General features: G+C 65.0%; 19 protein-coding genes. 9 read left to right on the forward strand and 10 right to left on the reverse strand.

Going from position 1 to position 20,431, the window contains the following annotated elements; genetic code table 11:
- Window positions 1–25: 25 nt before the first annotated feature.
- From metW to N7422_RS13015, 5 genes are all read right to left on the reverse strand, one after another.
- Window positions 26–646, reverse strand: coding sequence for a methionine biosynthesis protein MetW (metW, locus tag N7422_RS12995; RefSeq protein WP_166885701.1), 621 nt, complete (start codon window positions 644–646; stop codon window positions 26–28).
- A gap of 7 nt (window positions 647–653) precedes the next feature.
- A complete protein-coding gene (locus N7422_RS13000; protein WP_279806918.1) occupies window positions 654–1,793 on the reverse strand; it encodes a homoserine O-acetyltransferase in 1,140 nt (379 codons plus the stop codon).
- An 88-nt stretch (window positions 1,794–1,881) separates the two neighbouring features.
- A complete protein-coding gene (locus N7422_RS13005; RefSeq protein ID WP_279806919.1) occupies window positions 1,882–2,472 on the reverse strand; it encodes a YggT family protein in 591 nt (196 codons plus the stop codon).
- A 10-nt stretch (window positions 2,473–2,482) separates the two neighbouring features.
- Window positions 2,483–3,301 carry a pyrroline-5-carboxylate reductase gene (proC, locus tag N7422_RS13010; RefSeq protein WP_279806920.1) on the reverse strand — a complete coding sequence of 273 codons (819 nt, stop codon included), beginning with the start codon at window positions 3,299–3,301 and terminating at the stop codon, window positions 2,483–2,485.
- 38 nt (window positions 3,302–3,339) lie between these two features.
- Complete coding sequence (locus tag N7422_RS13015; protein ID WP_279806921.1) at window positions 3,340–4,026, reverse strand: YggS family pyridoxal phosphate-dependent enzyme; 687 nt, start codon at window positions 4,024–4,026, stop codon at window positions 3,340–3,342.
- A 65-nt stretch (window positions 4,027–4,091) separates the two neighbouring features.
- Between N7422_RS13015 and N7422_RS13020 the strand changes: the two genes are divergently transcribed.
- Entirely contained in the window at window positions 4,092–5,090 is a 999-nt protein-coding gene (locus N7422_RS13020) for a PilT/PilU family type 4a pilus ATPase (RefSeq protein WP_279806922.1), read from the forward strand.
- A 99-nt stretch (window positions 5,091–5,189) separates the two neighbouring features.
- On the opposite strand, the gene N7422_RS13025 is transcribed toward N7422_RS13020, so the two are convergent.
- Complete coding sequence (locus N7422_RS13025) at window positions 5,190–5,825, reverse strand: NlpC/P60 family protein (RefSeq protein WP_279806923.1); 636 nt, start codon at window positions 5,823–5,825, stop codon at window positions 5,190–5,192.
- 157 nt (window positions 5,826–5,982) lie between these two features.
- Between N7422_RS13025 and N7422_RS13030 the strand changes: the two genes are divergently transcribed.
- On the forward strand, window positions 5,983–6,408 hold the full coding sequence (locus N7422_RS13030; protein WP_279806924.1) for a TM2 domain-containing protein: 426 nt from the start codon (window positions 5,983–5,985) through the stop codon (window positions 6,406–6,408).
- A 39-nt stretch (window positions 6,409–6,447) separates the two neighbouring features.
- On the opposite strand, the gene N7422_RS13035 is transcribed toward N7422_RS13030, so the two are convergent.
- The 3 genes from N7422_RS13035 to N7422_RS13045 form a co-directional block, all read right to left on the reverse strand.
- The gene (locus N7422_RS13035; RefSeq protein WP_279806925.1) at window positions 6,448–7,149 is read right to left on the reverse strand and encodes an SPOR domain-containing protein; all 702 of its coding nucleotides are present in this window, start codon (window positions 7,147–7,149) and stop codon (window positions 6,448–6,450) included.
- Window position 7,150: 1 nt separating this feature from the next.
- Entirely contained in the window at window positions 7,151–8,887 is a 1,737-nt protein-coding gene (gene argS / locus N7422_RS13040; RefSeq protein ID WP_279806926.1) for an arginine--tRNA ligase, read from the reverse strand.
- A gap of 164 nt (window positions 8,888–9,051) precedes the next feature.
- Window positions 9,052–11,271, reverse strand: a complete 2,220-nt coding sequence (locus N7422_RS13045; protein WP_279806927.1) for a primosomal protein N' — start codon at window positions 11,269–11,271, stop codon at window positions 9,052–9,054.
- A gap of 169 nt (window positions 11,272–11,440) precedes the next feature.
- Here N7422_RS13045 and rpmE point away from each other — a divergent pair, with 169 nt between their 5' ends.
- From rpmE to N7422_RS13060, 3 genes are all read left to right on the forward strand, one after another.
- Window positions 11,441–11,656 carry a 50S ribosomal protein L31 gene (rpmE, locus tag N7422_RS13050; RefSeq protein WP_011531746.1) on the forward strand — a complete coding sequence of 72 codons (216 nt, stop codon included), beginning with the start codon at window positions 11,441–11,443 and terminating at the stop codon, window positions 11,654–11,656.
- Window positions 11,657–11,658: 2 nt separating this feature from the next.
- Window positions 11,659–12,480, forward strand: coding sequence for a thermonuclease family protein (locus tag N7422_RS13055; protein WP_279806928.1), 822 nt, complete (start codon window positions 11,659–11,661; stop codon window positions 12,478–12,480).
- A 179-nt stretch (window positions 12,481–12,659) separates the two neighbouring features.
- Entirely contained in the window at window positions 12,660–13,928 is a 1,269-nt protein-coding gene (locus N7422_RS13060) for a malic enzyme-like NAD(P)-binding protein (RefSeq protein ID WP_279806929.1), read from the forward strand.
- Window positions 13,929–14,174: 246 nt separating this feature from the next.
- Here N7422_RS13060 and N7422_RS13065 read toward each other — a convergent pair whose 3' ends face one another.
- A complete protein-coding gene (locus tag N7422_RS13065; RefSeq protein ID WP_279806930.1) occupies window positions 14,175–16,628 on the reverse strand; it encodes a penicillin-binding protein 1A in 2,454 nt (817 codons plus the stop codon).
- A gap of 169 nt (window positions 16,629–16,797) precedes the next feature.
- On the opposite strand from N7422_RS13065, the gene pilM reads away from it, so the two are divergent.
- From pilM to N7422_RS13085, 4 genes are read left to right on the forward strand one after another with little or no spacing between them, the layout of a single operon-like run.
- On the forward strand, window positions 16,798–17,694 hold the full coding sequence (gene pilM / locus N7422_RS13070; RefSeq protein ID WP_279806931.1) for a pilus assembly protein PilM: 897 nt from the start codon (window positions 16,798–16,800) through the stop codon (window positions 17,692–17,694).
- Window positions 17,695–17,696: 2 nt separating this feature from the next.
- Window positions 17,697–18,230: a PilN domain-containing protein gene (locus N7422_RS13075; RefSeq protein WP_279806932.1), complete on the forward strand. Its 534-nt coding sequence runs from the start codon at window positions 17,697–17,699 to the stop codon at window positions 18,228–18,230.
- A 5-nt stretch (window positions 18,231–18,235) separates the two neighbouring features.
- Window positions 18,236–19,237, forward strand: a complete 1,002-nt coding sequence (locus tag N7422_RS13080) for a pilus assembly protein PilP (protein WP_279806933.1) — start codon at window positions 18,236–18,238, stop codon at window positions 19,235–19,237.
- Window positions 19,191–20,429 (forward strand): secretin N-terminal domain-containing protein, encoded by a 1,239-nt coding sequence (locus N7422_RS13085; RefSeq protein ID WP_279806941.1) that lies wholly within the window; start codon window positions 19,191–19,193, stop codon window positions 20,427–20,429. The genes N7422_RS13080 and N7422_RS13085 overlap by 47 nt, the downstream gene beginning before the upstream one ends.
- Window positions 20,430–20,431: the final 2 nt, after the last annotated feature.

The following is a 20,431-nucleotide window of genomic DNA, read 5'->3' on the forward strand; positions in this document are numbered from 1 at the left end:
GATCCCATTCCTCCGTTCGCGAGGGTCAGACCGCGAGCTGATGCTCCTGCAGGCCCGGGCTGCTGACCCGATAGATACCGATCTCACCTAGAAGATTAGGCCAAAGCCGCCCGCCCAACCCGTTACGGTGCAGACGGTCGACGGCCAGGCGGTCGAGAACCTTGGCCTTGCGCTCGTGGCACAGGTTCTCGAAGTCCTCGAAGGTGCAGAAGTGGATGTTCGGGGTGTTGTACCAGGTATACGGCATGAAGTCCGAAACCGGCATGCGGCCCTTGGTCGCCAGGTACCAGCGGCAGCGCCAGTGGCCGAAGTTGGGGAAGGTGATGATGCACTGGCGACCCACCCGCAGCATCTCGTCGAGGATCCGGTCGGGGTACTCCACGGCCTGCAGGGCCTGGGTCATGACCACTACGTCGAAACTGTTGCTGGCGAAGTTGCCCAGGCCTTTGTCCAGGTCCTGCTCGATGACGTTGACGCCCTTGGCCACGCAGGCGGCGATGTTGTCGGCGTCGATCTCCAGGCCATAGCCGGTGACGTTCTTGCGCTCGCGCAAGGAGGCCAGCAGTTCGCCGTTGCCGCAGCCCAGGTCGAGTACCCGGCTGCCGGCGGGGATCCAGTCTTGGATGATTTCCAGGTCGGCTCTCATGGGGTCCTCAGACAGCGATGCGGTTCATGTAGTTGGCGAAGCCCTGCATGTAGCGGGGCGTCGGGATGAGGAAGGCGTCGTGGCCGTAGGGCGAGTCGATGTCCAGGTAGCAGACGTTCTTGCGCGCGGCCATCAGGGCATCGACGATCTCCCGCGAACGGGCCGGCGAGAATCGCCAGTCGGTGGTGAACGACATGATGCAGTAGTGCGCCGTGACATCGGCCAGGGTGGCCGCCAGGTCGCCGCCATGGGCCGCGGCCGGGTCGAAGTAGTCCAGCGCCTTGGTCATCAGCAGGTAGGTGTTGGCGTCGAAGCGGCCGGAGAATTCCTCGCCCTGGTAGCGCAGGTAGCTCTCGACCTGGAACTCCACGCTGTGGAAGTCGTAGTTGAGCTTGTCGCTCTTGAGCTCGCGGCCGAATTTCTCGCCCATCGAGTCGTCGGACAGGTAAGTGATATGGCCGACCATGCGCGCCAGCATCAGGCCACGCTTGGGGATCACGCCCTGGTCCTGGAACGAGCCGCCATGGAATTCGGGGTCGGTGAGGATGGCCTGGCGCGCCACTTCGTTGAAGGCGATGTTCTGCGCCGACAGCTTGGGCGCCGAGGCGATGTCCACACAGTGACGCACGCGGTCTGGGTAGGTGATGGTCCATTGCAGGGCCTGCATGCCGCCCAGGCTGCCGCCGACGATGGCGGCCCAGGTCTGGATCCCCAGGCGGTCGGCCAGGCGTGCCTGGCTGTGCACCCAGTCCTCCACCGTCAGCACCGGGAAGTCGGCGCCGTAGGGCTTGCCGGTGGCCGGGTTGACGCTGCTGGGGCCGGTGCTGCCGTTGCAGCCGCCAAGGTTGTTCAGGCTGACCACGAAGAAACGATTGGTGTCGATCGGCTTGCCTGGGCCGATGCAGCTGTCCCACCAGCCCGGCTTGCGGTCGGTGGTGGCATGGTAGCCAGCGGCATGGTGGTGGCCGGACAAGGCATGGCAGATCAGCACGGCATTGCTGGCGGTGCTGTTGAGGGTGCCATAGGTTTCGTAGATCAGCTCGTACGTGGCCAGGGAGCGGCCACAGGCCAGGGCCAGCGGTTCATCGAACCGGGCGATCTGCGGTGTTACCAGACCGACGGAATCTTCGGGAAGGACAGTGGACATCGACCCTGCTCACGCTTGACGGAGGCGTAAGTCTAAAGAGCGCTACCCCCAGCGGCAAGCAAAGGCTTGCCGCTGGATGCAGAGGGGGTCAGATCATCCGCCACAGCTCTTGCGGCATGCCGGCGTAGGCTGCCAGTTGGGGCATCAGGAACGACTGGATCACCTGGATGGCGATGAAGGCGAAGATCGGCGAGATGTCCATGCCGCCGAGGTTGGGCACCAGGCGACGGAACGGCGCCAGCACCGGCTCGCTGATCTGGTAGGCCAGCTCGGCGGCGGGGTTGTGGCTGTTGGGCGCGACCCACGAGACGATCACCATGACGATCATCGCGACCCAGAAGATCTTCAGGAACAGCGAGGTGATGCCCAGGATCGACCACATCAGCAGGTGCAGGATGTCGCCGAAGGTGCCGTAGGTGACCATCAGCACGAAGGCCATCAGCAGCGCCTGGATGGCGATCGCCAGCAGCAGCGACGAGGTATCCAGGCCGGCGATGCTGGGAATCAGCCGGCGCAGCGGCTTGAGCAGCGGCTGGGTGGCGCGCACGGCGAACTGGCTGAGCGGGTTGTAGAAGTCGGCCTTGACCAGCTGCAGCACGAAGCGCAGCAGGACGATCACCAGGTACAGGCTGACCAGGGTTTGCACCACGAAGATCGCGGCGCCTGACAGTGCATTCATCTATTGCTCCTTATTTGCCCAATTGTTCGGCCAGCTCGGCGGAGCGCTTCGCCGCGGCCTGCAGTGCCTGCTCGACGAGCGCTTCGAAGCCGTTGGCCTGAAACGATTTGATTGCCGCTTCGGTGGTACCGGCCGGCGAGGTGACGCGGCGACGCAACTCGGCGGCGTCGACGTCGCTGGCGACTGCCATGCGGGCGGCGCCGAGGGCGGTCTGCAGGGTGAGTTGCGAGGCGGTCTCACGTGGCAGGCCGAGTTTTTCGCCGGCGGCGGTCATCGCTTCGATCAGCAGGAAGAAATACGCCGGGCCGCTGCCGGAAACGGCGGTGACGGCATCCAGTTGCCGTTCTTCCTCCAGCCACAGGGCGGTGCCCACGGCGGACAGCAACTGCTCGGCCTGCTGGCGTTGCTCGACGGTGACTTCGCGGGTGGCGTACAGGCCGCTGGCGCCTTGGCGCAGCAGGGCCGGGGTGTTGGGCATACAGCGCACCACCGGGATCGCGCCGAGCCATGCCTGCAGGCTGGCGCAGGTGATGCCGGCCGCGATGGAGACGACCAGTTGGCCGGGTTTCAGGTTCGGCTTGAGTGTCTCGCAGACCGCTTTCATGACCTGCGGCTTGACCGCGAGGACGATCACCTCCACGCCGTCGATGGCCTGGGCGTTGTTTTCGAAGGTGTCGATGCCGTGTTCGGCCTGGATCCGCGCGCGGGTCTCGGCACCCGGGTCGCTGGCGCGGATCTGCGTGGCGTCCAGGCCCTGGGCGCGCAGGCCGCCGATCAGGCTGGCGGCCATGTTGCCGGCGCCGATGAAGGCAATACGAGTCTTGCTCATGTCAGGTCCTTGAAGGAAAGAGTGAGTTAAGCATGGATTCAGGGCTGGCCGTAGTCGCGAGCCCCGAACAGGGCGGTGCCGATGCGAACCCAGGTCGCCCCTTGGGCGACGGCGGCTTCCAGGTCGTGGCTCATGCCCATCGACAGGGTGTCCAGGCCGAGGCCAAGCTGCTCTTGCAACTGGCGCAGGGTGGCGAAGGCAGCTTCCTGTTCGGCGCGGTCATCGCTGGGTTCCGGGATCGCCATCAGCCCGCGCAGGCGCAGGCCGGGCAGGGCGTTCACCGCCTGCGCCAGCGCCGGCAGTTCGGCGGGGGCGCAGCCGGACTTGCTGTCCTCGCCACTGACGTTCACCTGCAGGCAGATGTTCAGCGGCGCCAGGCCGGCAGGGCGCTGCTCGGAGAGGCGTTGGGCGATCTTCAGGCGATCCACGGAGTGTACCCAGTCGAAGTGCTCGGCGATGGCCTTGGTCTTGTTCGACTGGATGGGGCCGATGAAGTGCCAGATCAAGGGCAGGTCGGAAAGTGCCTGTTGTTTGGTCAGGGCTTCCTGAAGGTAGTTCTCGCCCATATCGCGCAGTCCGGCGGCGTAAGCCTCGCGAATGGCGCTGGCGGACTTGGTCTTGCTGACCGCCAGCAGCTGGATGCCGGCCGGGTCGCGTCCGGCGGCGTGCGCCGCCTGGTCGATACGGGCGGCAATGGCGTCAATGTTGTCTGCTAGGGTGGACATGGTTCGTCGCCGACGGCTTTGGGGTCTGCGGCATTCTACCTGCTTGATCGCCATTGGGGAGTCTCATGGATGTGACCGATCTGCTGGCCCGGGCGGTGGCAGCGGGCGCCAGCGACCTGCACCTGGCCGCTGGCGAGCCGCCACTGCTGCGCAAGGATGGCGAGTTGGAGCGGATGGAGCTGCCGGCGCTCGCGCCTGTGCTGCTGGAGCACGGCCTGGCGCGCCTGCTCGATGAAGGGCAACGCCTGCAATGGGCGTCTGGTGACGAGCTGGATCTCGCCTTGGTGCTACCAGAACTGGGCCGCTTTCGGCTGAGCCTGTTCCGCCAGCACAATGGCCCGGGGGCGAGCGCGCGGCTGATCCCGGCGCGAGTCCCGAGCCTCGATGAGCTCGATCTGCACGATGTGTTTCACATCATCGCTCGACACCGGGATGGCCTGGTGCTGGTCGGCGGCCCGACGGGCAGCGGCAAATCGAGCACCCTGGCGGCACTGCTCGACCAGATCAATCGTGAGCGCGCGGTCCATGTCGTTACCTTGGAAGATCCCATCGAGTTCATTCACCAAGGCCGGCGCAGCCTGATCAACCAGCGGGAGATAGGTCGTGACAGTCGCGACTTTGCCCAGGGGTTGCGCAGCGCGCTGCGCCAGGACCCCGATGTGATCATGGTCGGTGAACTGCGTGACCTGGAAAGTATCCGCCTGGCACTGCGCGCCGCCGAAACCGGGCACTTGGTGCTGGCTACGGTGCACACGCGCTCGGCGGTCAACAGTATCGATCGCCTGGTGGAGGTGTTCGCCGCCGAGGAAAAAGCGTTGGTGCGCACGATGCTGGCCGAGTCGCTGCGGCTGGTGGTGGCACAGGTGCTGGTCCGGCGCGTCGGGGGTGGCAGGGTCGCCGCGAGGGAGGTGCTGGTGGCGACGCCCGCAGTGCGCAACCTGATCCGCGAGGGGCGCATGGCCCAGGTGTGCTCGTTGATGCAGGCCGGGGCGGCGCTGGGAATGCGGACGATGGAAGGGGCGATGCAGACGCTGAGGGCACAGGGCGTGATAGCGAACCTGTAGACGATCCCCCGGATCGTTCTCGCGGAACTGCTACAGCCCCGCTGCTGTGGGAGCGGGCTTGCCCGCGATCAACCGCGAAGCGGGTGCCATACCCCACGGTTAGCGTTTAGCCAGGCTCAGCGCCTGTTGCTTGGGCAGCACCCGCTTGGCCACCACGTAATGCTTCTGCCAGTACGGTTTCTCAAGGCTGTCGATGCTCACCCGCTTGCCGGTGCGTGGCGCATGGATGAAGCGGTCGTTGCCCAGGTAGATGGCCACATGGTTGACCCGGCGGCTCTTGATGTTGAAGAAGATCAGGTCACCCGGTTTAAGGTCGCTCTTGGCCACCTTCACGCCCTGGCCCTGGGCCATGGCATTGGAGGTGCGCGGCAGATCGACATCGGCCACATCGTTGAAGGCGTACTTGACCAGGCCGCTGCAGTCGAAGCCCTTCTTCGGGCTGCTGCCGCCCCAGCGATAAGGCGTGCCGAGTACGTTCACCGCGCGGCTGAGCACTTCGCTGCTCTGTTTGGGGGACATGGCCACGGCTTGCATCGCCTGTTGCCTGGCGGCGTTGCCGGGGCGGGCCTGCAGGCTTGCCTTGCGGTACTGGATCGGGGCGCGTTTCACCGAGGTGTCGGCATTGGTCGTGTAGCCGGTGAATCCGCTGGGAAGTCGTTGCTCACGGTTGGTGGCGTGGGCGGCCAGGGGCAATAAAAGGCAGAGGGTCAGCCATGTCTTGAAGAAAGGTGGCATAGATGAAGCTCTTATAAGTGTTGGCGCGCAACTTTATAACAGCTTTTTGATCAAATTCTGATCCGTTGGTCGCTCAGCCACGTACCATATGTCGGGCAAAAACGAAAAAGTCACATTTCTCGTTAGAAAATTTTCAGCTAATTCACGAGGGCTTCGAATGAATGGTTATCAACAGGGTGGGCCTGCGCATGACACCCACAGCAAGGTCCTCGGCTATCTGCTGTGGATCTTCGGCTTCACCGGCTCGCACCGTTTCTACTACGGCAAGCCGATCACCGGGACGATCTGGTTCTTCACCTTGGGCTTGCTGGGCATTGGCTGGCTGATCGACCTGTTCCTGATTCCGTCGATGGACCGCGAGGCGGACCTGCGCTTCGAATCCGGTGGCGTGGACTACAACCTGGCGTGGATCCTCCTGACCTTCCTGGGCATCTTCGGCGTGCATCGCCTGTACCAGGGCAAGTGGATCAGCGCGCTGATCTACCTGTTCACCGGTGGCTTGTTCCTGCTGGGCGTGTTGTATGACTTCTGGACACTCAACAGCCAGATTTCCCAGGTCAACGCCGAGCGGCGTCGGGTATGAAAAAAGGCCTTGTCGCTGAAAGCGGCAAGGCCTTTTTCGTCACTGGCGGCGCTGTTGCAGCAGCAGGTTGCTGAAGCCCGCGCCGGCCAGTTGCTTCTGCGCCACGGTCAGCTGTTCGCGGTTGCTGAACGGGCCGACCATCACACGGTACCAGGTCTCTTCCTTGACGGTGCCCGACTCCACCTTTACCGCCTGGCCGAGCAGGATGATCTGCGCGCGGACCTTGTCGGCATCCGCCTGCTTGCGGAACGAGCCCGCCTGCAGGAAGAACTGGGTGGTGGTCGCCGGCTTGATTACCGGTGGTGCTGGCGGCGGTGTCTGCCCCATCAATGCGGCCTGGGCGCGGGCGGTGTCGATCTTCGCCGCTTGCGCGGGGGTGACCGGCGTGGTCGGCACGGGCGGTTGCGCTGGTACCGGCGGCGTTTTCTCGGGCACGGCTTCCGGCGGCACGATCACCTCCGACTCCGGCAGCAGGGTGTAGAAGTCGTACTTCGGCTTCACCGGCTGCTGTGGCGTTGGGGTGGTGGTCTTGCTCGCCTCGGCGACCTTCTCCGGCTTCTGCTGCTCGGGCTTGGTGCGCTTGATGTCTTCACCACCCGGTTCGAGCTTCATCAGGAAGACGATGAATGCACCCACGGTCAGGCCGACCGCCAGCCATACCCAGCCCGGGATCGGCTGCTTGGCGGGCGGCTGGTGACGGCTGGCGCCGCGCTTTGGCGCGGGCTTTTTCTTTGCAGCCAACTTACATGCGCTCCAGGGTTTCCAGGCCGAGCAGTTCCAGGCCCTGCTTGAGGGTGCGGCCGGTCAGGGCGGCCAGGCGCAGGCGGCTCTGCTGCTGTTCGGTGGTTTCGGCGGAAAGGATCGGGCAATTCTCGTAGAAGCTGGAGAACAGGCCGGCGAGGTCGTACAGGTAGCTGCACAGCACGTGCGGGGTACCTTTTTCGGCGACGTTGTTCAGGATTTCGCCGAATTGCGCCAGGCGTGCGGCCAGGTCCTGCTCGTGCGGCGCCTGCAGGACGATCTTGCCGTCGACTTCGTCGAAGCCCTTGCCCAGCTTGCGGAACACGCCAGCCACGCGGGTGTAGGCATACAGCAGGTATGGGGCGGTGTTGCCTTCGAAGTTGAGCATCAGCTCGAAGTTGAAGCTGTAGTCGCTGGTGCGGTGCTTCGACAGGTCGGCATATTTGACCGCGCCGATGCCGACCACTTCACCGATGTGGCGCAGCTCGTCCTCGGCCAGCGACGGGTTCTTCTCCTTGACCAGCGCGTAGGCGCGGTCCTTGGCCTCGGTGAGCAGGTCGATCAGCTTGACGGTGCCGCCGTCGCGGGTCTTGAACGGACGGCCATCGGCGCCGTTCATGGTGCCGAAGCCCATGTGCTCCATTTTCATCGGATGGCCGACGAAACCGGCGCGGCGGGCCACTTCGAACACCTGGTTGAAGTGCAGGGCCTGGCGCTGGTCGACGAAGTACAGGGCGCGATCGGCGTTCAGCGTGTTGCTGCGGTAACGGACGGCGGCCAGGTCGGTGGTGGCGTACAGGTAGCCGCCGTCGGCCTTCTGCACGATTACCGGCAGCGGCTCGCCTTCGGCGTTCTTGAATTCTTCGAGGAACACGCACTGGGCGCCCTGGTCCTCGACCAGCAGGCCTTTGGCCTTTAGATCGGCGACTACGTTGGCCAGGTCGGCGTTGTAGGCGCTCTCGCCCATCACGTCGGCCATGGTCAGCTTGACGTTGAGCAGCTCGTAGGTCTTCTGGCAGTGCGACAGGGAAATGTCCTTGAAGCGCGTCCACAGGGCCATGCACTCAGGATCACCGGCCTGCAGCTTGACCACCAGGCCGCGGGCGCGGGTGGCGAAGTCCTCGGACTCGTCGAAGCGCTTCTTGGCGGCGCGGTAGAAGTTCTCCAGGTCCGACAGCTCGTCGCTGGTGATCGGGTTTTCTTCCAGATAGGCCAGCAGCATGCCGAACTGGGTGCCCCAGTCGCCCACGTGGTTCTGGCGGATCACCCGGTCGCCGAGGAACTCCAGCACACGGGCCACGCTGTCGCCGATGATGGTCGAGCGCAGGTGGCCGACGTGCATTTCCTTGGCCAGGTTCGGCGCCGACATGTCGATCACCACCTTCTCGGCCGGGCCGGCCTTGCGCACGCCCAGATGCTCGTCGGTCAGGGCGGCGTCGAGGCGGGAGGCCAGGGCGTCGGTGTTCTGGAAGAAGTTCAGAAAGCCTGGACCTGCGATCTCGACCTTGGTGATGTCGGCGCTGGCCGGCAGGGCCTTGATGAGCTTTTCGGCCAGGTCGCGTGGCTTCATGCCGGCCGGCTTGGCCAGCATCATGGCGATGTTGCTGGCGAAGTCGCCGTGGGTCTTGTCCCGGGCGTTTTCCACCTGGATCGCCGGCGTCAGCCCTTCAGGCAGCACACCGTCGGCGACGAGTTGGGTGAGGGCTTGCTGGATCAGCTGGCGAATGGTGTCTTTCATGGGGTTCTCTTTTCGACCGCAAGCGCGGTGCAGCGCTTCGATGCGCAGGTGGAAAAACTGGGCATTATCCGTTGCTGGGGGCGGGTTGCCAACCTTTTGGGGGCGAGCTGCAAGTACAGGCCCCGGCACAAGGCAGCTGTTTCTTGCTGCTTGAAGCTTGTCGCTCAATAAAGGTCGACGGGATCGACATCCAGCGACCAGCGCACCTGCCGCCCCGACGGCATCTGCTCCAACACTAGCAACCAGGCACTGATCAGTCGATGCAACGGTGCCCGGGCATTGGCCTGGAGCAAGAGTTGCGCACGGAAGCGCCCCGCCCGTCGCTCCATGGGCGCCGGGACCGGGCCCAGCAGCTCGATGCCGTGCAGCCCCTGCTCGGCGAGCACGCGTTCGGCGGCGGCGCAGGCCTCGTCGAGAAAGCCTTCGGCCTGGCCTGGCTTGTGCGCATCGGCGCGCAGCAGCGCCAGGTGGGCGAATGGCGGCAGGCCGGCGGCGCGGCGCTCGCTCAAGGCCTGCTCGGCGAAAGCGAAATAGCCCTGCTCGGTCAGTTGCACCAGCAGCGGGTGGTCGGCCAGGTGGGTTTGCACGATCACCTTGCCTGGCTCTTCGGCCCGGCCGGCCCGCCCGGCGACTTGCACGATCAGCTGGGCCATGCGCTCGCTGGCGCGGAAGTCGCCGGAGAACAGCCCGCCGTCGGCATCGAGGATGGCGACCAGGGTGACCCGTGGGAAGTGGTGTCCCTTGGCTAGCATCTGGGTGCCGACCAGGATGCTCGGCTGGCCGCGTTGGATGGTGGCGAACAGGTTGTGCATGGCGTCCTTGCGCGAGGTGCTGTCGCGGTCCACGCGCAGGATCGGATATTCGGGGAACAGCACCTTCAGGCGCTCCTCGGCGCGTTCGGTGCCGGCGCCCACCGGGCGCAGATCGACGTGGGCGCACTGCGGGCACTGCAGCGGCAGGCGTTCGTCGTAGCCGCAATGGTGGCAGCGCAGCACGGCGGAGCGCTGGTGCACGGTCATGCGCGCATCGCAGCGCGGGCACTCGGAGAGCCAGCCGCAGTCGTGGCACAGCAACGTGGGGGCGAAGCCGCGGCGGTTGAGGAATACCAGCACTTGCTGGCCGGCCTCGAGCGTCTGGCGGATGGCCTGCTGCAACGGGCCGCTGATACCGCTGTCCAGCGGCAGGCTGCGCACGTCCAGGCGCAGGAAGCGCGGGGCCTTGGCACCACCGGCGCGTTGGTTCATGCGCAGCAGGCCGTAGCGGCCGCTGTGGGCGTTGTGCAGGCTTTCCAGCGACGGTGTGGCCGAGCCCAGCAGGATCGGGATGTTCTCCTGGTGCGCCCGCACCACGGCCAGGTCGCGGGCGTGGTAGCGCAAGCCCTCCTGCTGTTTATAGGAGCCGTCGTGTTCTTCATCGATGATGATCAGGCCCGGGTTCTTCATCGGCGTGAACAGCGCCGAGCGGGTGCCGATGATGATGTCGGCGTCGCCGTCGCGGGCCGCCAGCCATGCGTCCAGGCGCTCGCGGTCGCCCACCGCCGAGTGCAGCAGGGCGATGCGCGCGTTGAAGCGTTGTTCGAAGCGTTGCAGGGTCTGCGGACCGAGGTTGATCTCGGGAATGAGGATCAGGGCCTGTTTGCCGGCTTCGAGGGTTTCACGAATCAGTTGCAGGTACACCTCGGTCTTGCCGCTGCCGGTGACGCCGGCCAGCAGGAAGGCGTGGAACGCGCCGAAACCTGCACGCACGGCCTCGAAGGCGGCGCGCTGTTCGTCGTTGAGCGGCAGTTCCGGCTGCGCCAGCCAGTGCTCGTGTCGAGCCGCTGGCAGGTGACGACGCACCTCGACGTCGACCAGCTCCTTGGCCAGCAACAGGTCGAGGCTGTCCTTGTTCAGGCCGAGCTTGCTCAGCAGGCTGTGAGCCACGCCGTGCGGGTGTTGCGAAAGCGTCTTGAGGGCATCGCGCTGGCGCGGTGCGCGGGCGATGCGAGGGTCTTCCAGGCGTGCGCCGGGGGCGACGTGCCAGAAGCGCTCCTGGCGTGCCTCGGCCGGTTCGCCCTGACGCAGCAGGGTCGGCAGCGCCCAGTTCAGGGTGTCGCCCAGGCTGTGCTGGTAGTACTGGGCCGTCCACAGGCACAGCTTGAACAGCGCCGGTGGCAGCGGCGATACCGGGTCGAGCAGCGCGCTGGCCGGCTTGAGCTTGTCGGCGGGCACTTCGCTGCGCTCGGCGACTTCCACCAGCACGCCGATCATCTCGCGGCGGCCGAACGGCACGCGGATGCGCATGCCGGGGGTCAGCGCCTGGCGCGCCATGCTCGCGGTGGCCCGGTAGTCGAACAGGCGACGCAGGGGCGAGGGCAGGGCTAGGCGCAGGATGACGTCGGACACGCGGAAGGTCTCTGAAGGGTATTTCGCAAATCAGGCGAGCCTAGCAGACGACGGTCGGTGCAAGCGACAACTTGCGTTGGCCCGACGCTCTGGTATTATTCGCCGCCTAATTACGTGCGGTATTCAACAATAGGTGTTGGGTGGCGGCACGCAGCTCGAGGAAGTGACCATGAAAGCAGATATTCATCCGAACTACGAAGTAGTTGCAGTCACCTGCAGCTGCGGCAACAAGTTTGAAACCCGTTCGACCCTGGGCAGCGTCCTGGCGATCGACGTTTGCAACCTGTGCCACCCGTTCTACACCGGTAAGCAGAAAGTCCTGGACACCGGTGGTCGCGTACAGAAGTTCGCCGATCGCTTCGGTATGTTCGGTACCAAGAAGTAATCATGCGCATGGCGAATCTTTCGAGGTTCGCGCTGCTGCAAAAAAAGGCGCTCCTCGTGAGCGCCTTTTTTGTGGGCGCGATCTGGCATTTCCCCGCCCAGGCGTTCTGCCCGTTGCCTGGCCAGCCGCAGCAGGTGGCCGTGCGCAATGTGGTCGACGGCGATACCGTGCGCCTGGTCGACGGCCGCAGCGTGCGGTTGATCGGTATCAACGCCCCCGAGATCGGGCGCAAGGGGCGTACCAGCGAACCCTACGCCGAGGCGGCGAAGCGGCGCCTGCAGGCGTTGGTCAAGGCCAGCGACGGTCGTGTCGGGCTGGTGCCGGGTGTCGAGGGCAAGGACAAGTACGGCCGCACCCTGGCGCATCTGTACAGCCGTAATGGCGACAATCTGGAAGCGCAACTGCTCAGCGAGGGGCTTGGTTACCGGGTTGCCGTCGCGCCCAACGTAGACCTGGCGGGGTGCCAGCAGCAGGCCGAGCAGCAGGCGCGCCAGGCCAGGGCGGGCATCTGGCGCCAGTCGCCGGTGCAGCGGGCGCAGGATGTGCGGCAGTCGGGCTTTGCCGTCATCGGCGGCAAAATCAACGGCATCGAGCGCAATCGCGGCGGCGTCTGGCTGGAACTCGACGATACCGTGGTGCTGCAGATTCCCGCTCGTCTGCAGCGCAACTTCCCCGCCAGCTTCTTCGCTAACCTCAAGGGACGCCAGGTCGAGGCACGTGGCTGGGTGCTGGACCGTTCCCGCAAGGGAGGGCTCAAGCCCGGGCAGCGACGCTGGGTGTTGCCATTGACCGACCCGAGCATGCTGGAGCGTCTTTCCGGCTAAATAGTTGTAGACAGTTTGCTATTGGATTGTACACACTTGGCCCCGTAAGCCCCGTGGGTTATAGCGTAAAGTCGTAGGCTAAAGGCCTTGACACATAGTGACCGGGCAGTCTTGTCGCCCTCCGGCACTTTGCGTATCCTCGGCGGTCCGTCAGAACAGTAAATAGCGGAATGCCCATCATGTCAGACCTGAAAACCGCCGCTCTCGAATACCACGCTCAGCCTCGTCCGGGGAAACTGAGCGTCGAGCTCTCCAAGCCAACCGCCACCGCCCGTGACCTCGCCCTGGCCTACAGCCCAGGCGTCGCCGAGCCTGTGCGCGAGATCGGCCGTGATCCGGAGCTGGCCTACAAGTACACCGGCAAGGGCAACCTGGTCGCGGTGATTTCCGACGGCACCGCGATCCTCGGTCTGGGTGACCTGGGTCCGCTGGCCTCGAAGCCGGTCATGGAAGGCAAGGGCGTTCTGTTCAAGCGTTTTGCCGGTATCGATGTATTCGACATCGAAGTCGAATCGGAAAGCCCGCAGGCCTTCATCGACACCGTTCGCCGTATCTCCATCACTTTCGGTGGCATCAACCTCGAAGACATCAAGGCCCCTGAGTGCTTCGAGATCGAGCGCACCCTGATCGAGCAGTGCGACATCCCGGTGTTCCACGATGACCAGCACGGCACCGCGATCGTCACCGCCGCCGGCATGATCAACGCCCTGGAAATCGCCGGCAAGAAGCTCGAAGACGCCAAGATCGTCTGCCTGGGCGCCGGTGCTGCTGCCATCTCCTGCATGAAACTGCTGGTGAGCATGGGTGCCAAGGTCGAGAACATCTTCATGATCGACCGCAGCGGCGTGATCCACGCTGGCCGCGACGACCTGAACCAGTACAAGGCCCAGTTCGCCCACGCCACCGACAAGCGTACCCTGGCTGACGCCCTGGACGGCGCCGATGTGTTCGTCGGCCTGTCCGGCCCGAACCTGCTGAGCCCTGAAGGCCTGAAGTCGATGGCAGCCAACCCGATCGTGTTCGCCTGCTCGAACCCGGATCCGGAAATCAAGCCGGAGCTGGCCCATGCCACCCGCAGCGACGTGATCATGGCCACCGGTCGTTCCGACTACCCGAACCAGGTCAACAACGTACTGGGCTTCCCGTTCATCTTCCGCGGTGCCCTGGACGTTCGCGCCAAACGCATCAACGAAGAAATGAAGATCGCTGCCGCCATCGCCCTGAAGGACCTGGCCAAACTGCCGGTACCGAAGGAAGTGTGCGAGGCCTACGGCGTGCAAGCGCTGGAGTTCGGTCGTGAGTACATCATTCCGAAACCGCTGGATGCGCGCCTGATCACCGTGGTGTCCGATGCCGTGGCCAAGGCTGCCATCGAATCCGGTGTGGCCACCCTGCCGTATCCGAAGCACTACCCGCTGAACAGCGTGGATGAAGTGTTCAACGGCTGATCCGGTCGTAGCGACATGAAAAAGCCCCGGCTCGCAAGAGTCGGGGCTTTTTGTTTGTGGGGGGGGCAACGAAGTCGTTGTGGGAGCAGCAGTCTTGCTGAGCTTTCTCGATCTGGCGCGATCCCTGTGGGAGCGGGCTTGCCCGCGAACACCGGCGCAGCCGGTGCCAGGCTCCACGTTGCTTGCTTCGCGGGTAAACCCGCTCCCACAGGATCGAAGTTGCCTTTGCAGTTGTATCGCGCCCGATCAGAACAGATCCATCGGCGCCGCTTCATCCGCCGGCAGCGGGCTGCCCGGTGCCACGCCATTGCCCAGCTCGTCCACCGAAGGCGGGGTGTCCTCGGCCTTGAACAGCTCGAAGTAGGCGTTAGGCGTGCTCGGCGTGGCGGCGCGGCCACTGACCGGGTCCACGCGCAGGCTGAGGATGCCCTCAGGTTCGGCCGGTGGGTGCTCCGGCATGCCTTTGAGCGCCGCGCCCATGAAGCTCATCCAGATCGGCAGCGCCACGGTGCCGCCATACTCGCGGCGTCCCAGCGTTTCCGGCTGGTCGAAGCCCACCCACACGGTGGTGACGTAGTCGGCGTTGTAGCCGGAGAACCAGGCGTCCTTGGACTCGTTGGTGGTGCCGGTCTTGCCGGCCAGGTCCGAGCGTCCGAGCGCCAGGGCGCGGCGGCCGGTGCCGCGCTTGATCACGTCCTGCAGCATGCTGGTGAGAATGTACGAGGTGCGGCCATCGATGATCTGCTCGGCCAGCACCGGTGCCTGCGGCGCCGGCGCGGCCTGGCCATTGGCCGATGGCGCCTCGCCCGGCATCGGCGCGACGCTGATCGCCTGCTCTGGCGCGGCCACGCCGCCCTGGTCCTGATGGCCCTGGGGGACGCGCGCCGGGTTGGCGGTGAACAGCGTCTCGCCGTTGCGGCTCTCGATGCGCTCGATCAGGTACGGGTTGATCTTGTAGCCACCGTTGGCGAAGGCGCTCCAGCCGGTGGCGATTTCCATCGGTGTCAGCGTCGCGGTGCCCAGCGCCAGGGACAGGTTGGGCGGCAGGTCCTGCTTGTTGAAACCGAACTTGGTGATGTAGTCGATGGTGCGGTTCACGCCCATGGCCTGCAGCAGGCGGATCGACACCAGGTTGCGCGACTTGTACAGCGCCTCGCGCATACGGATCGGGCCAAGGAAGGTGTTGGTGTCGTTCTTCGGACGCCAGACCTTGTCCAGGTACTCGTCGACGAACACGATCGGTGCGTCGTTGACCAGGCTGGCGGCGGTGTAGCCATTGTCCAGGGCGGCGCTATAGACGAAGGGCTTGAAACTCGAGCCAGGCTGACGCTTGGCCTGCATGGCGCGGTTGTAGTTACTCTGCTCGAAGGAGAAACCGCCGACCAGGGCGCGGATCGCGCCGTTGTTCGGGTCGAGGGTCACCAGGGCGCTCTGGGCGCCAGGCACCTGGCTGAACTTGAGCTTGCCGTCGTCCAGGCGCTGCAGGCGAATCAGGTCGCCCACCTGGGCCACGTCGGCCGGCGACTGCGGCGAGCGTCCCTGGGAATTGCTGTTGAGGTACGGGCGGGCCCACTTCATGGTGTCCCAGGCCACATCCTCTTCCAGGCCACCACGGGTCATCACCTTCAGTCCGCCCTTCTCGACCTGGGTGACGATCGCCGGTTCCAGGCCGCCAAGGGGGCGTTGCTTGCTCAGATCCTGCAGCCAGGCCGCGCGGGTCTTGCCGGGGAAGCGCGACTCAGGGCCACGGTAGCCGTGGCGTTCGTCGTAAGCAGAAAGGCCGTTGAGCACCGCGTTGTTGGCCATCTGCTGCATGTCGCTCGGCACCGTGGTGGTGACGCGGAAACCTTCGGTGTAGGCGTCGCTACCGTAGCGGCCGACCATCTCGGCGCGGGCCATCTCGGCGACATAAGGTGCGCTCACTTCAGGGGTCGGCACGTGGTAGCTGGCGTTCAGCGGTTCTGCCAGGGCGGTCTGGTAGCTGGCCTCGTCGATCTTGCCAAGCTTGTACATGCGCCCGAGGATCCAGTCGCGGCGCTCCTTGGCACGCACCGGGTTGGCCAGCGGGTTGAAGCGCGATGGCGCCTTGGGCAGGCCGGCGATCATGGCCATTTGCGCCAGGCTGACGTCGCGGATCGACTTGCCGTAGTACACCTGTGCCGCGGCGTCGATGCCGTAGGCACGGTTGCCCAGGTAGATCTTGTTGACGTAGAGCTCGAGGATCTCGTCCTTGGTCAGCTCGCGCTCGATCTGCAGGGCCAGGAGAATTTCGTTGGTCTTGCGCGAGAAGCTGCGTTCGCTGGTCAGGAAGAAGTTCTTCGCCACCTGCATGGTGATGGTGCTTCCGCCCGTCTGGATGTGCCCGGACTTGAGCAGTTGCGTGGCGGCACGCATCAGGCTGCTCGGGTCGACGCCATAGTGGTTGAGGAAATTGTCGTCCTCGGCAGAGAGAAGCGCCTGGATGAACTGTGGGGGGATTTCCTCGAACTTGATGGGCGAGCGCCGCATCTCGCCGAATTCGGCAATCAGCTTGCCATCGCCGCTGTACACCCTCAGGGGGATTTGCAACTGGACGCTTCTGAGCGAATCGACCGAGGGCAGGCTGGGGCTAAGATACAGAAACGCACCGCTCACACCGAGTACGAGCGCGCAGATGACTGCGACGAAAGACCACCAGAAGAACTTCAGCAGGCGTATCAAGGCTTTGGGGTGTCCTGGTTGAGGAGTGAAGGGCGCGCAGGGCCGGCGGACAGGAAAATTCGCTGGGCATTATAAGCATTTTTCGCCCCACCGGGTGACCGCCCGGGACAGGGCGACGACCGCCTGCGCAGCGATGGCGCGGGCTACCGACGACAAGGAAGTGACAGCCATGCTTGGACGCTTTGGCAGGGGGACAGGTTCACTGCTGGGAGTGGAAATCGCCCATGACTCCATACGGATGCTGCAACTGCGCCATCAGCGCGGGCGCTGCAGGGTTGCCGGGTGGGCCCGAGAACCCTTCGGCGCGACATTGCGAGGTCCTGGTCTGCTGGACGACGCAGGCACCCTGGTCAGGGCATTGCGACAGGCGCATGGTCGCTGCGCGACGCGCCAGCGTGAGGTCGCACTGGCTTTGCCGGCCTCCCAGGTGATCTGCAAAATTTGCCGATTGCCAGCCGGAGAGTCCGATCTCGGCATCGAAAGCCAATTGCTCGACCAGGCCGACCAACTCTTCCCCTTTCCGCTGGACGACCTTGCCCTGGACTTCCAGGTGCTGGGCGCGTCCGTTGACGATCCGGGCCAGGTGGATGCACTGGTCGTGGCGTGCCGGCAGAGTCAGATCGATCCGCTCGAACAACTGTTCGCGCAGGCCGGTCTGCGACTGGTGGCTGTGGAGGTGGACAGCATCGCCCTGCAGCGTGCGCTGGTGGAGGGTGGCTGCGCCGGCAAGACCATGCTTCAGCTGGAAGCGGGTGAAATGGTGATGCATTGCTGGCTGCACGCATGCGTGCCACAGCGTCAGCATGTTGCGCCGATGGCGTCAGATCAGTGGGCGCAGAGTGTCGAAAGGCTCTGGCATGCGAGTGGTGGCCAGGCGCGGGGCGACGAGCTGTTGCTGACCGGCGCCCTGGCCAGCGCCGAGCGCGCCGCGCAGCTTGCGCAACTCCTCGGTGTAGCGTGCCGCATGGTCCGTCCGGGCGTGCAGTCGGGCCCTGGCGCCATCGAGGCTGGCCAGGAACCCTCCATGGCCTTGGCCTACGGGCTTGCGCTGGGCGGGCTGGCATGAGGGTGCGGCTCAATCTGATGCCTTGGCGGGAGCGGCGCAGGGCGCGGGATGTGCGCCGCTTTCAGGTCCTGTTGCTGGCCAGCCTGGTATTGGCGTTGGTGGTTGTGATGGTGCTCGACCAGGCGGCGCGAGCGCGTCTGGGGCGCCAGATCGAAGCTGTCGCACGCCAGCAGGTGGCGCTAGAGGGGCTCGATAACACGGCAGCCCGGATCGAACAGTTGCGTGAAGCGCGCCACGTCGTCGTGGCGCGGCACGCCGAGCTATCGAGGTTGCGCGCTGGTCAGGAACTGTTACCTGGCCTGTTCCTTGGCCTGGAGCAGGCCTTGCCGGACGGTGCGCAATTGACCGGCGTGACAGTGGAGGGCGACGGTCTGCGGCTGACCGGGCTCGCCGCGTCAGCATCGGTGGTCGCGCAGTTCATGCGCGACCTGCAGCGGGTAGGCATCGTGCAGGACCTTGAACTCATCCACCTTCGACATAAGGCGCGCGGCGACGAGTTCCTGCTGGCCGCACGCCTGTCGGCCAGTGATTCATGAGCCGTATGTGGTTTCCTGATTGGCAAGGATTGGCGAGTCGCTCGTCGTTCAGGGGGCTGTCGGTGCTGTTGCTGGTGCTGGTGGTGACGCTGTCGGGCTACTTCATTCGCCTCAAGGCGCCAACCCAGGCCTATGCCGAGAGCGTGGCGCTGGAGCGGCGACTGCTGCAAACGCTCGAGGAGCGGCAGTTGCAGGTCGGCGAGCTGGACGCCGAGCGGAGCGCGCTGGAAGACGCCGAGCAACGCCTGCGCACAGAGCGCTGGCGGCTCGATGCGGGGGAGGGCATGAGTGAGCTGCTCGATGAGCTGGCGATGTCCGGGCATGAGCATGGCCTGCTGTTCGAGCGCCTCGATGTGCTCGAGGCGCAGAAGCAGCCGGAGTACAGCCTGACGCCCTTGGAAATGCGCGTGCGGGGACATTACCCGGCATTGCGTGCCTGGCTGGAACAGTGGCTGCAGCGATTGCGCTTGTTGAGCGTGTCCCGGCTCGCGCTGGCCATGGACGACGACGCAGGGCTGCTTGCCGCACAGTTGCAGATAAATGCCTATCAAACCGAGGAGCCATTGCCGGTGCCGAAGGCGCTGGCGGATGAGCCGGCCCGTATTGCCCTGGCGCCTGGCTCGTTCGACCCGTTTCGGGCCTGGTCATCGAGGGTGGCGGAAAACGGGCTTGCGCGCATTCCGCTGGAGCAGCTGGAGATGGTCGGCAGTCTGTCCCGTGATGGGCGTCATCAGGCCCTGCTGCGTTCGGGGCGGCGTGTCTATCGGGTCGAGGTGGGAGCGCGGCTGGGGCGCGACGATGGGGTCGTGGTGGCTATCGACACGGCACAGGTCACGGTACGCGAGCGCATCTACATCAGTGGTGGCTGGCAGGCGCGCCACCGTTATCTGGCACTCGGGAAGAGTGCGCCAAGGGAGGTCAGGGATGAAGCCGAGGAGCTGGTTGAGCGGGATGGTGCTGATGCTGGTGGGCATCCGGACGGTTCTGGCGGCGGATCATCAGGGTGAGCCGCTGTCGCTGAATTTCCAGGATGTGGAGGTGCGCTCGGTGCTGCAGATCATGGCGGACTACGCCGGTATCAACCTGGTCGCCAGTGATGCGGTGCGGGGGCGGATCACCTTGCGCCTGGAGGATGTGCCTTGGGACCAGGCGCTGGATCTGGTCCTGCGCAGCAAAGGCCTGGGACGGCGCCAGGAAGGTAATGTGCTCTTGGTCGCCCCGTTGGCGGAGCTTGCCGATCACTCCCTGGGCGCGCGCCAGGAACAGGTGCTGGCGGCGCAGCTGGCGCCGTTGCGCCGTGAGTTGATCGCGGTCAGTCACGCCAAGGCGTCCGAGCTGGCCGAGCTGCTGATGACCAGCCTCGCCGATGACGGCATCCTCACGGGGCGTGGCAGCCTGGGTGTGGACGAGCGGACCAACACCCTGGTGGTCGTGCAGCCCGACGAGCGCCTGGCCGAGCTGCGCAAGCTGGTGGCGCAGCTGGACGTGCCGGTGCGCCAGGTCATGATCGAGGCCCGTATCGTCGAGGCCGGCGTCGACTATGAGAAGAGCCTTGGCGTGCGCTGGGGTGGTCCGCTGTATGGGCAGAACAGCCGTCTGGGCAGCGAGCTGTTCGTCGACCTTGGCGTCGAACGGGCCAGTGGCGGGCTGGGTGTGGGCCTGCTGCGCAGTGACATCCTGCTGGACCTGGAGCTCAGTGCCATGGAAAAGAGCGGCAACGGTGAAATCATCTCCCAGCCCAGGGTCGTGACGGCCGACAAGGAGACCGCGCGGATCCTCAAGGGCACCGAGGTGCCTTACCAGGAGACCACCCGCAGTGGCGCGACTTCCATTTCTTTCCGCGAAGCCTCGTTGTCGCTGGAAGTGACGCCCCAGATCACCCCGGACGGCAAGGTGGTCATGGAGGTGCGGGTGACCAAGGATGAGCCGGATTTCGTCAACGCGCTGAACAATGTCCCGCCGATACGCAAGAACGAGGTCAATGCCAAGGTCCGGGTGACCGATGGGCAGACCATTGTGATTGGTGGCGTGTACTCGACGTCGCAGAACAAAGTGGTCGACAAGGTGCCATTTCTTGGCGATCTGCCGTATGTTGGGCGGCTGTTTCGACGCGATGCATTACAAGAGAAAAAATCCGAGCTGCTGGTCTTCCTGACTCCGCGTATCATGAGTGACCAGGCGATTGCTGTGAGTCGTTGATT

Source organism: Pseudomonas sp. GD04091 (genome assembly GCF_029836165.1).
Classification (GTDB): domain Bacteria; phylum Pseudomonadota; class Gammaproteobacteria; order Pseudomonadales; family Pseudomonadaceae; genus Aquipseudomonas.

Coding starts and splice junctions, on each gene's coding strand:
- metW (WP_166885701.1), bottom strand. CDS start 646: ATGAGAGCCGACCTGGAAATCATCCAAGACTGGATCCCCGCCGGCAGC.
- N7422_RS13000 (WP_279806918.1), bottom strand. CDS start 1,793: ATGTCCACTGTCCTTCCCGAAGATTCCGTCGGTCTGGTAACACCGCAG.
- N7422_RS13005 (WP_279806919.1), bottom strand. CDS start 2,472: ATGAATGCACTGTCAGGCGCCGCGATCTTCGTGGTGCAAACCCTGGTC.
- proC (WP_279806920.1), bottom strand. CDS start 3,301: ATGAGCAAGACTCGTATTGCCTTCATCGGCGCCGGCAACATGGCCGCC.
- N7422_RS13015 (WP_279806921.1), bottom strand. CDS start 4,026: ATGTCCACCCTAGCAGACAACATTGACGCCATTGCCGCCCGTATCGAC.
- N7422_RS13020 (WP_279806922.1), top strand. CDS start 4,092: ATGGATGTGACCGATCTGCTGGCCCGGGCGGTGGCAGCGGGCGCCAGC.
- N7422_RS13025 (WP_279806923.1), bottom strand. CDS start 5,825: ATGCCACCTTTCTTCAAGACATGGCTGACCCTCTGCCTTTTATTGCCC.
- N7422_RS13030 (WP_279806924.1), top strand. CDS start 5,983: ATGAATGGTTATCAACAGGGTGGGCCTGCGCATGACACCCACAGCAAG.
- argS (WP_279806926.1), bottom strand. CDS start 8,887: ATGAAAGACACCATTCGCCAGCTGATCCAGCAAGCCCTCACCCAACTC.
- rpmE (WP_011531746.1), top strand. CDS start 11,441: ATGAAAGCAGATATTCATCCGAACTACGAAGTAGTTGCAGTCACCTGC.
- N7422_RS13055 (WP_279806928.1), top strand. CDS start 11,659: ATGCGCATGGCGAATCTTTCGAGGTTCGCGCTGCTGCAAAAAAAGGCG.
- N7422_RS13060 (WP_279806929.1), top strand. CDS start 12,660: ATGTCAGACCTGAAAACCGCCGCTCTCGAATACCACGCTCAGCCTCGT.
- pilM (WP_279806931.1), top strand. CDS start 16,798: ATGCTTGGACGCTTTGGCAGGGGGACAGGTTCACTGCTGGGAGTGGAA.
- N7422_RS13080 (WP_279806933.1), top strand. CDS start 18,236: ATGTGGTTTCCTGATTGGCAAGGATTGGCGAGTCGCTCGTCGTTCAGG.
- N7422_RS13085 (WP_279806941.1), top strand. CDS start 19,191: ATGCTGGTGGGCATCCGGACGGTTCTGGCGGCGGATCATCAGGGTGAG.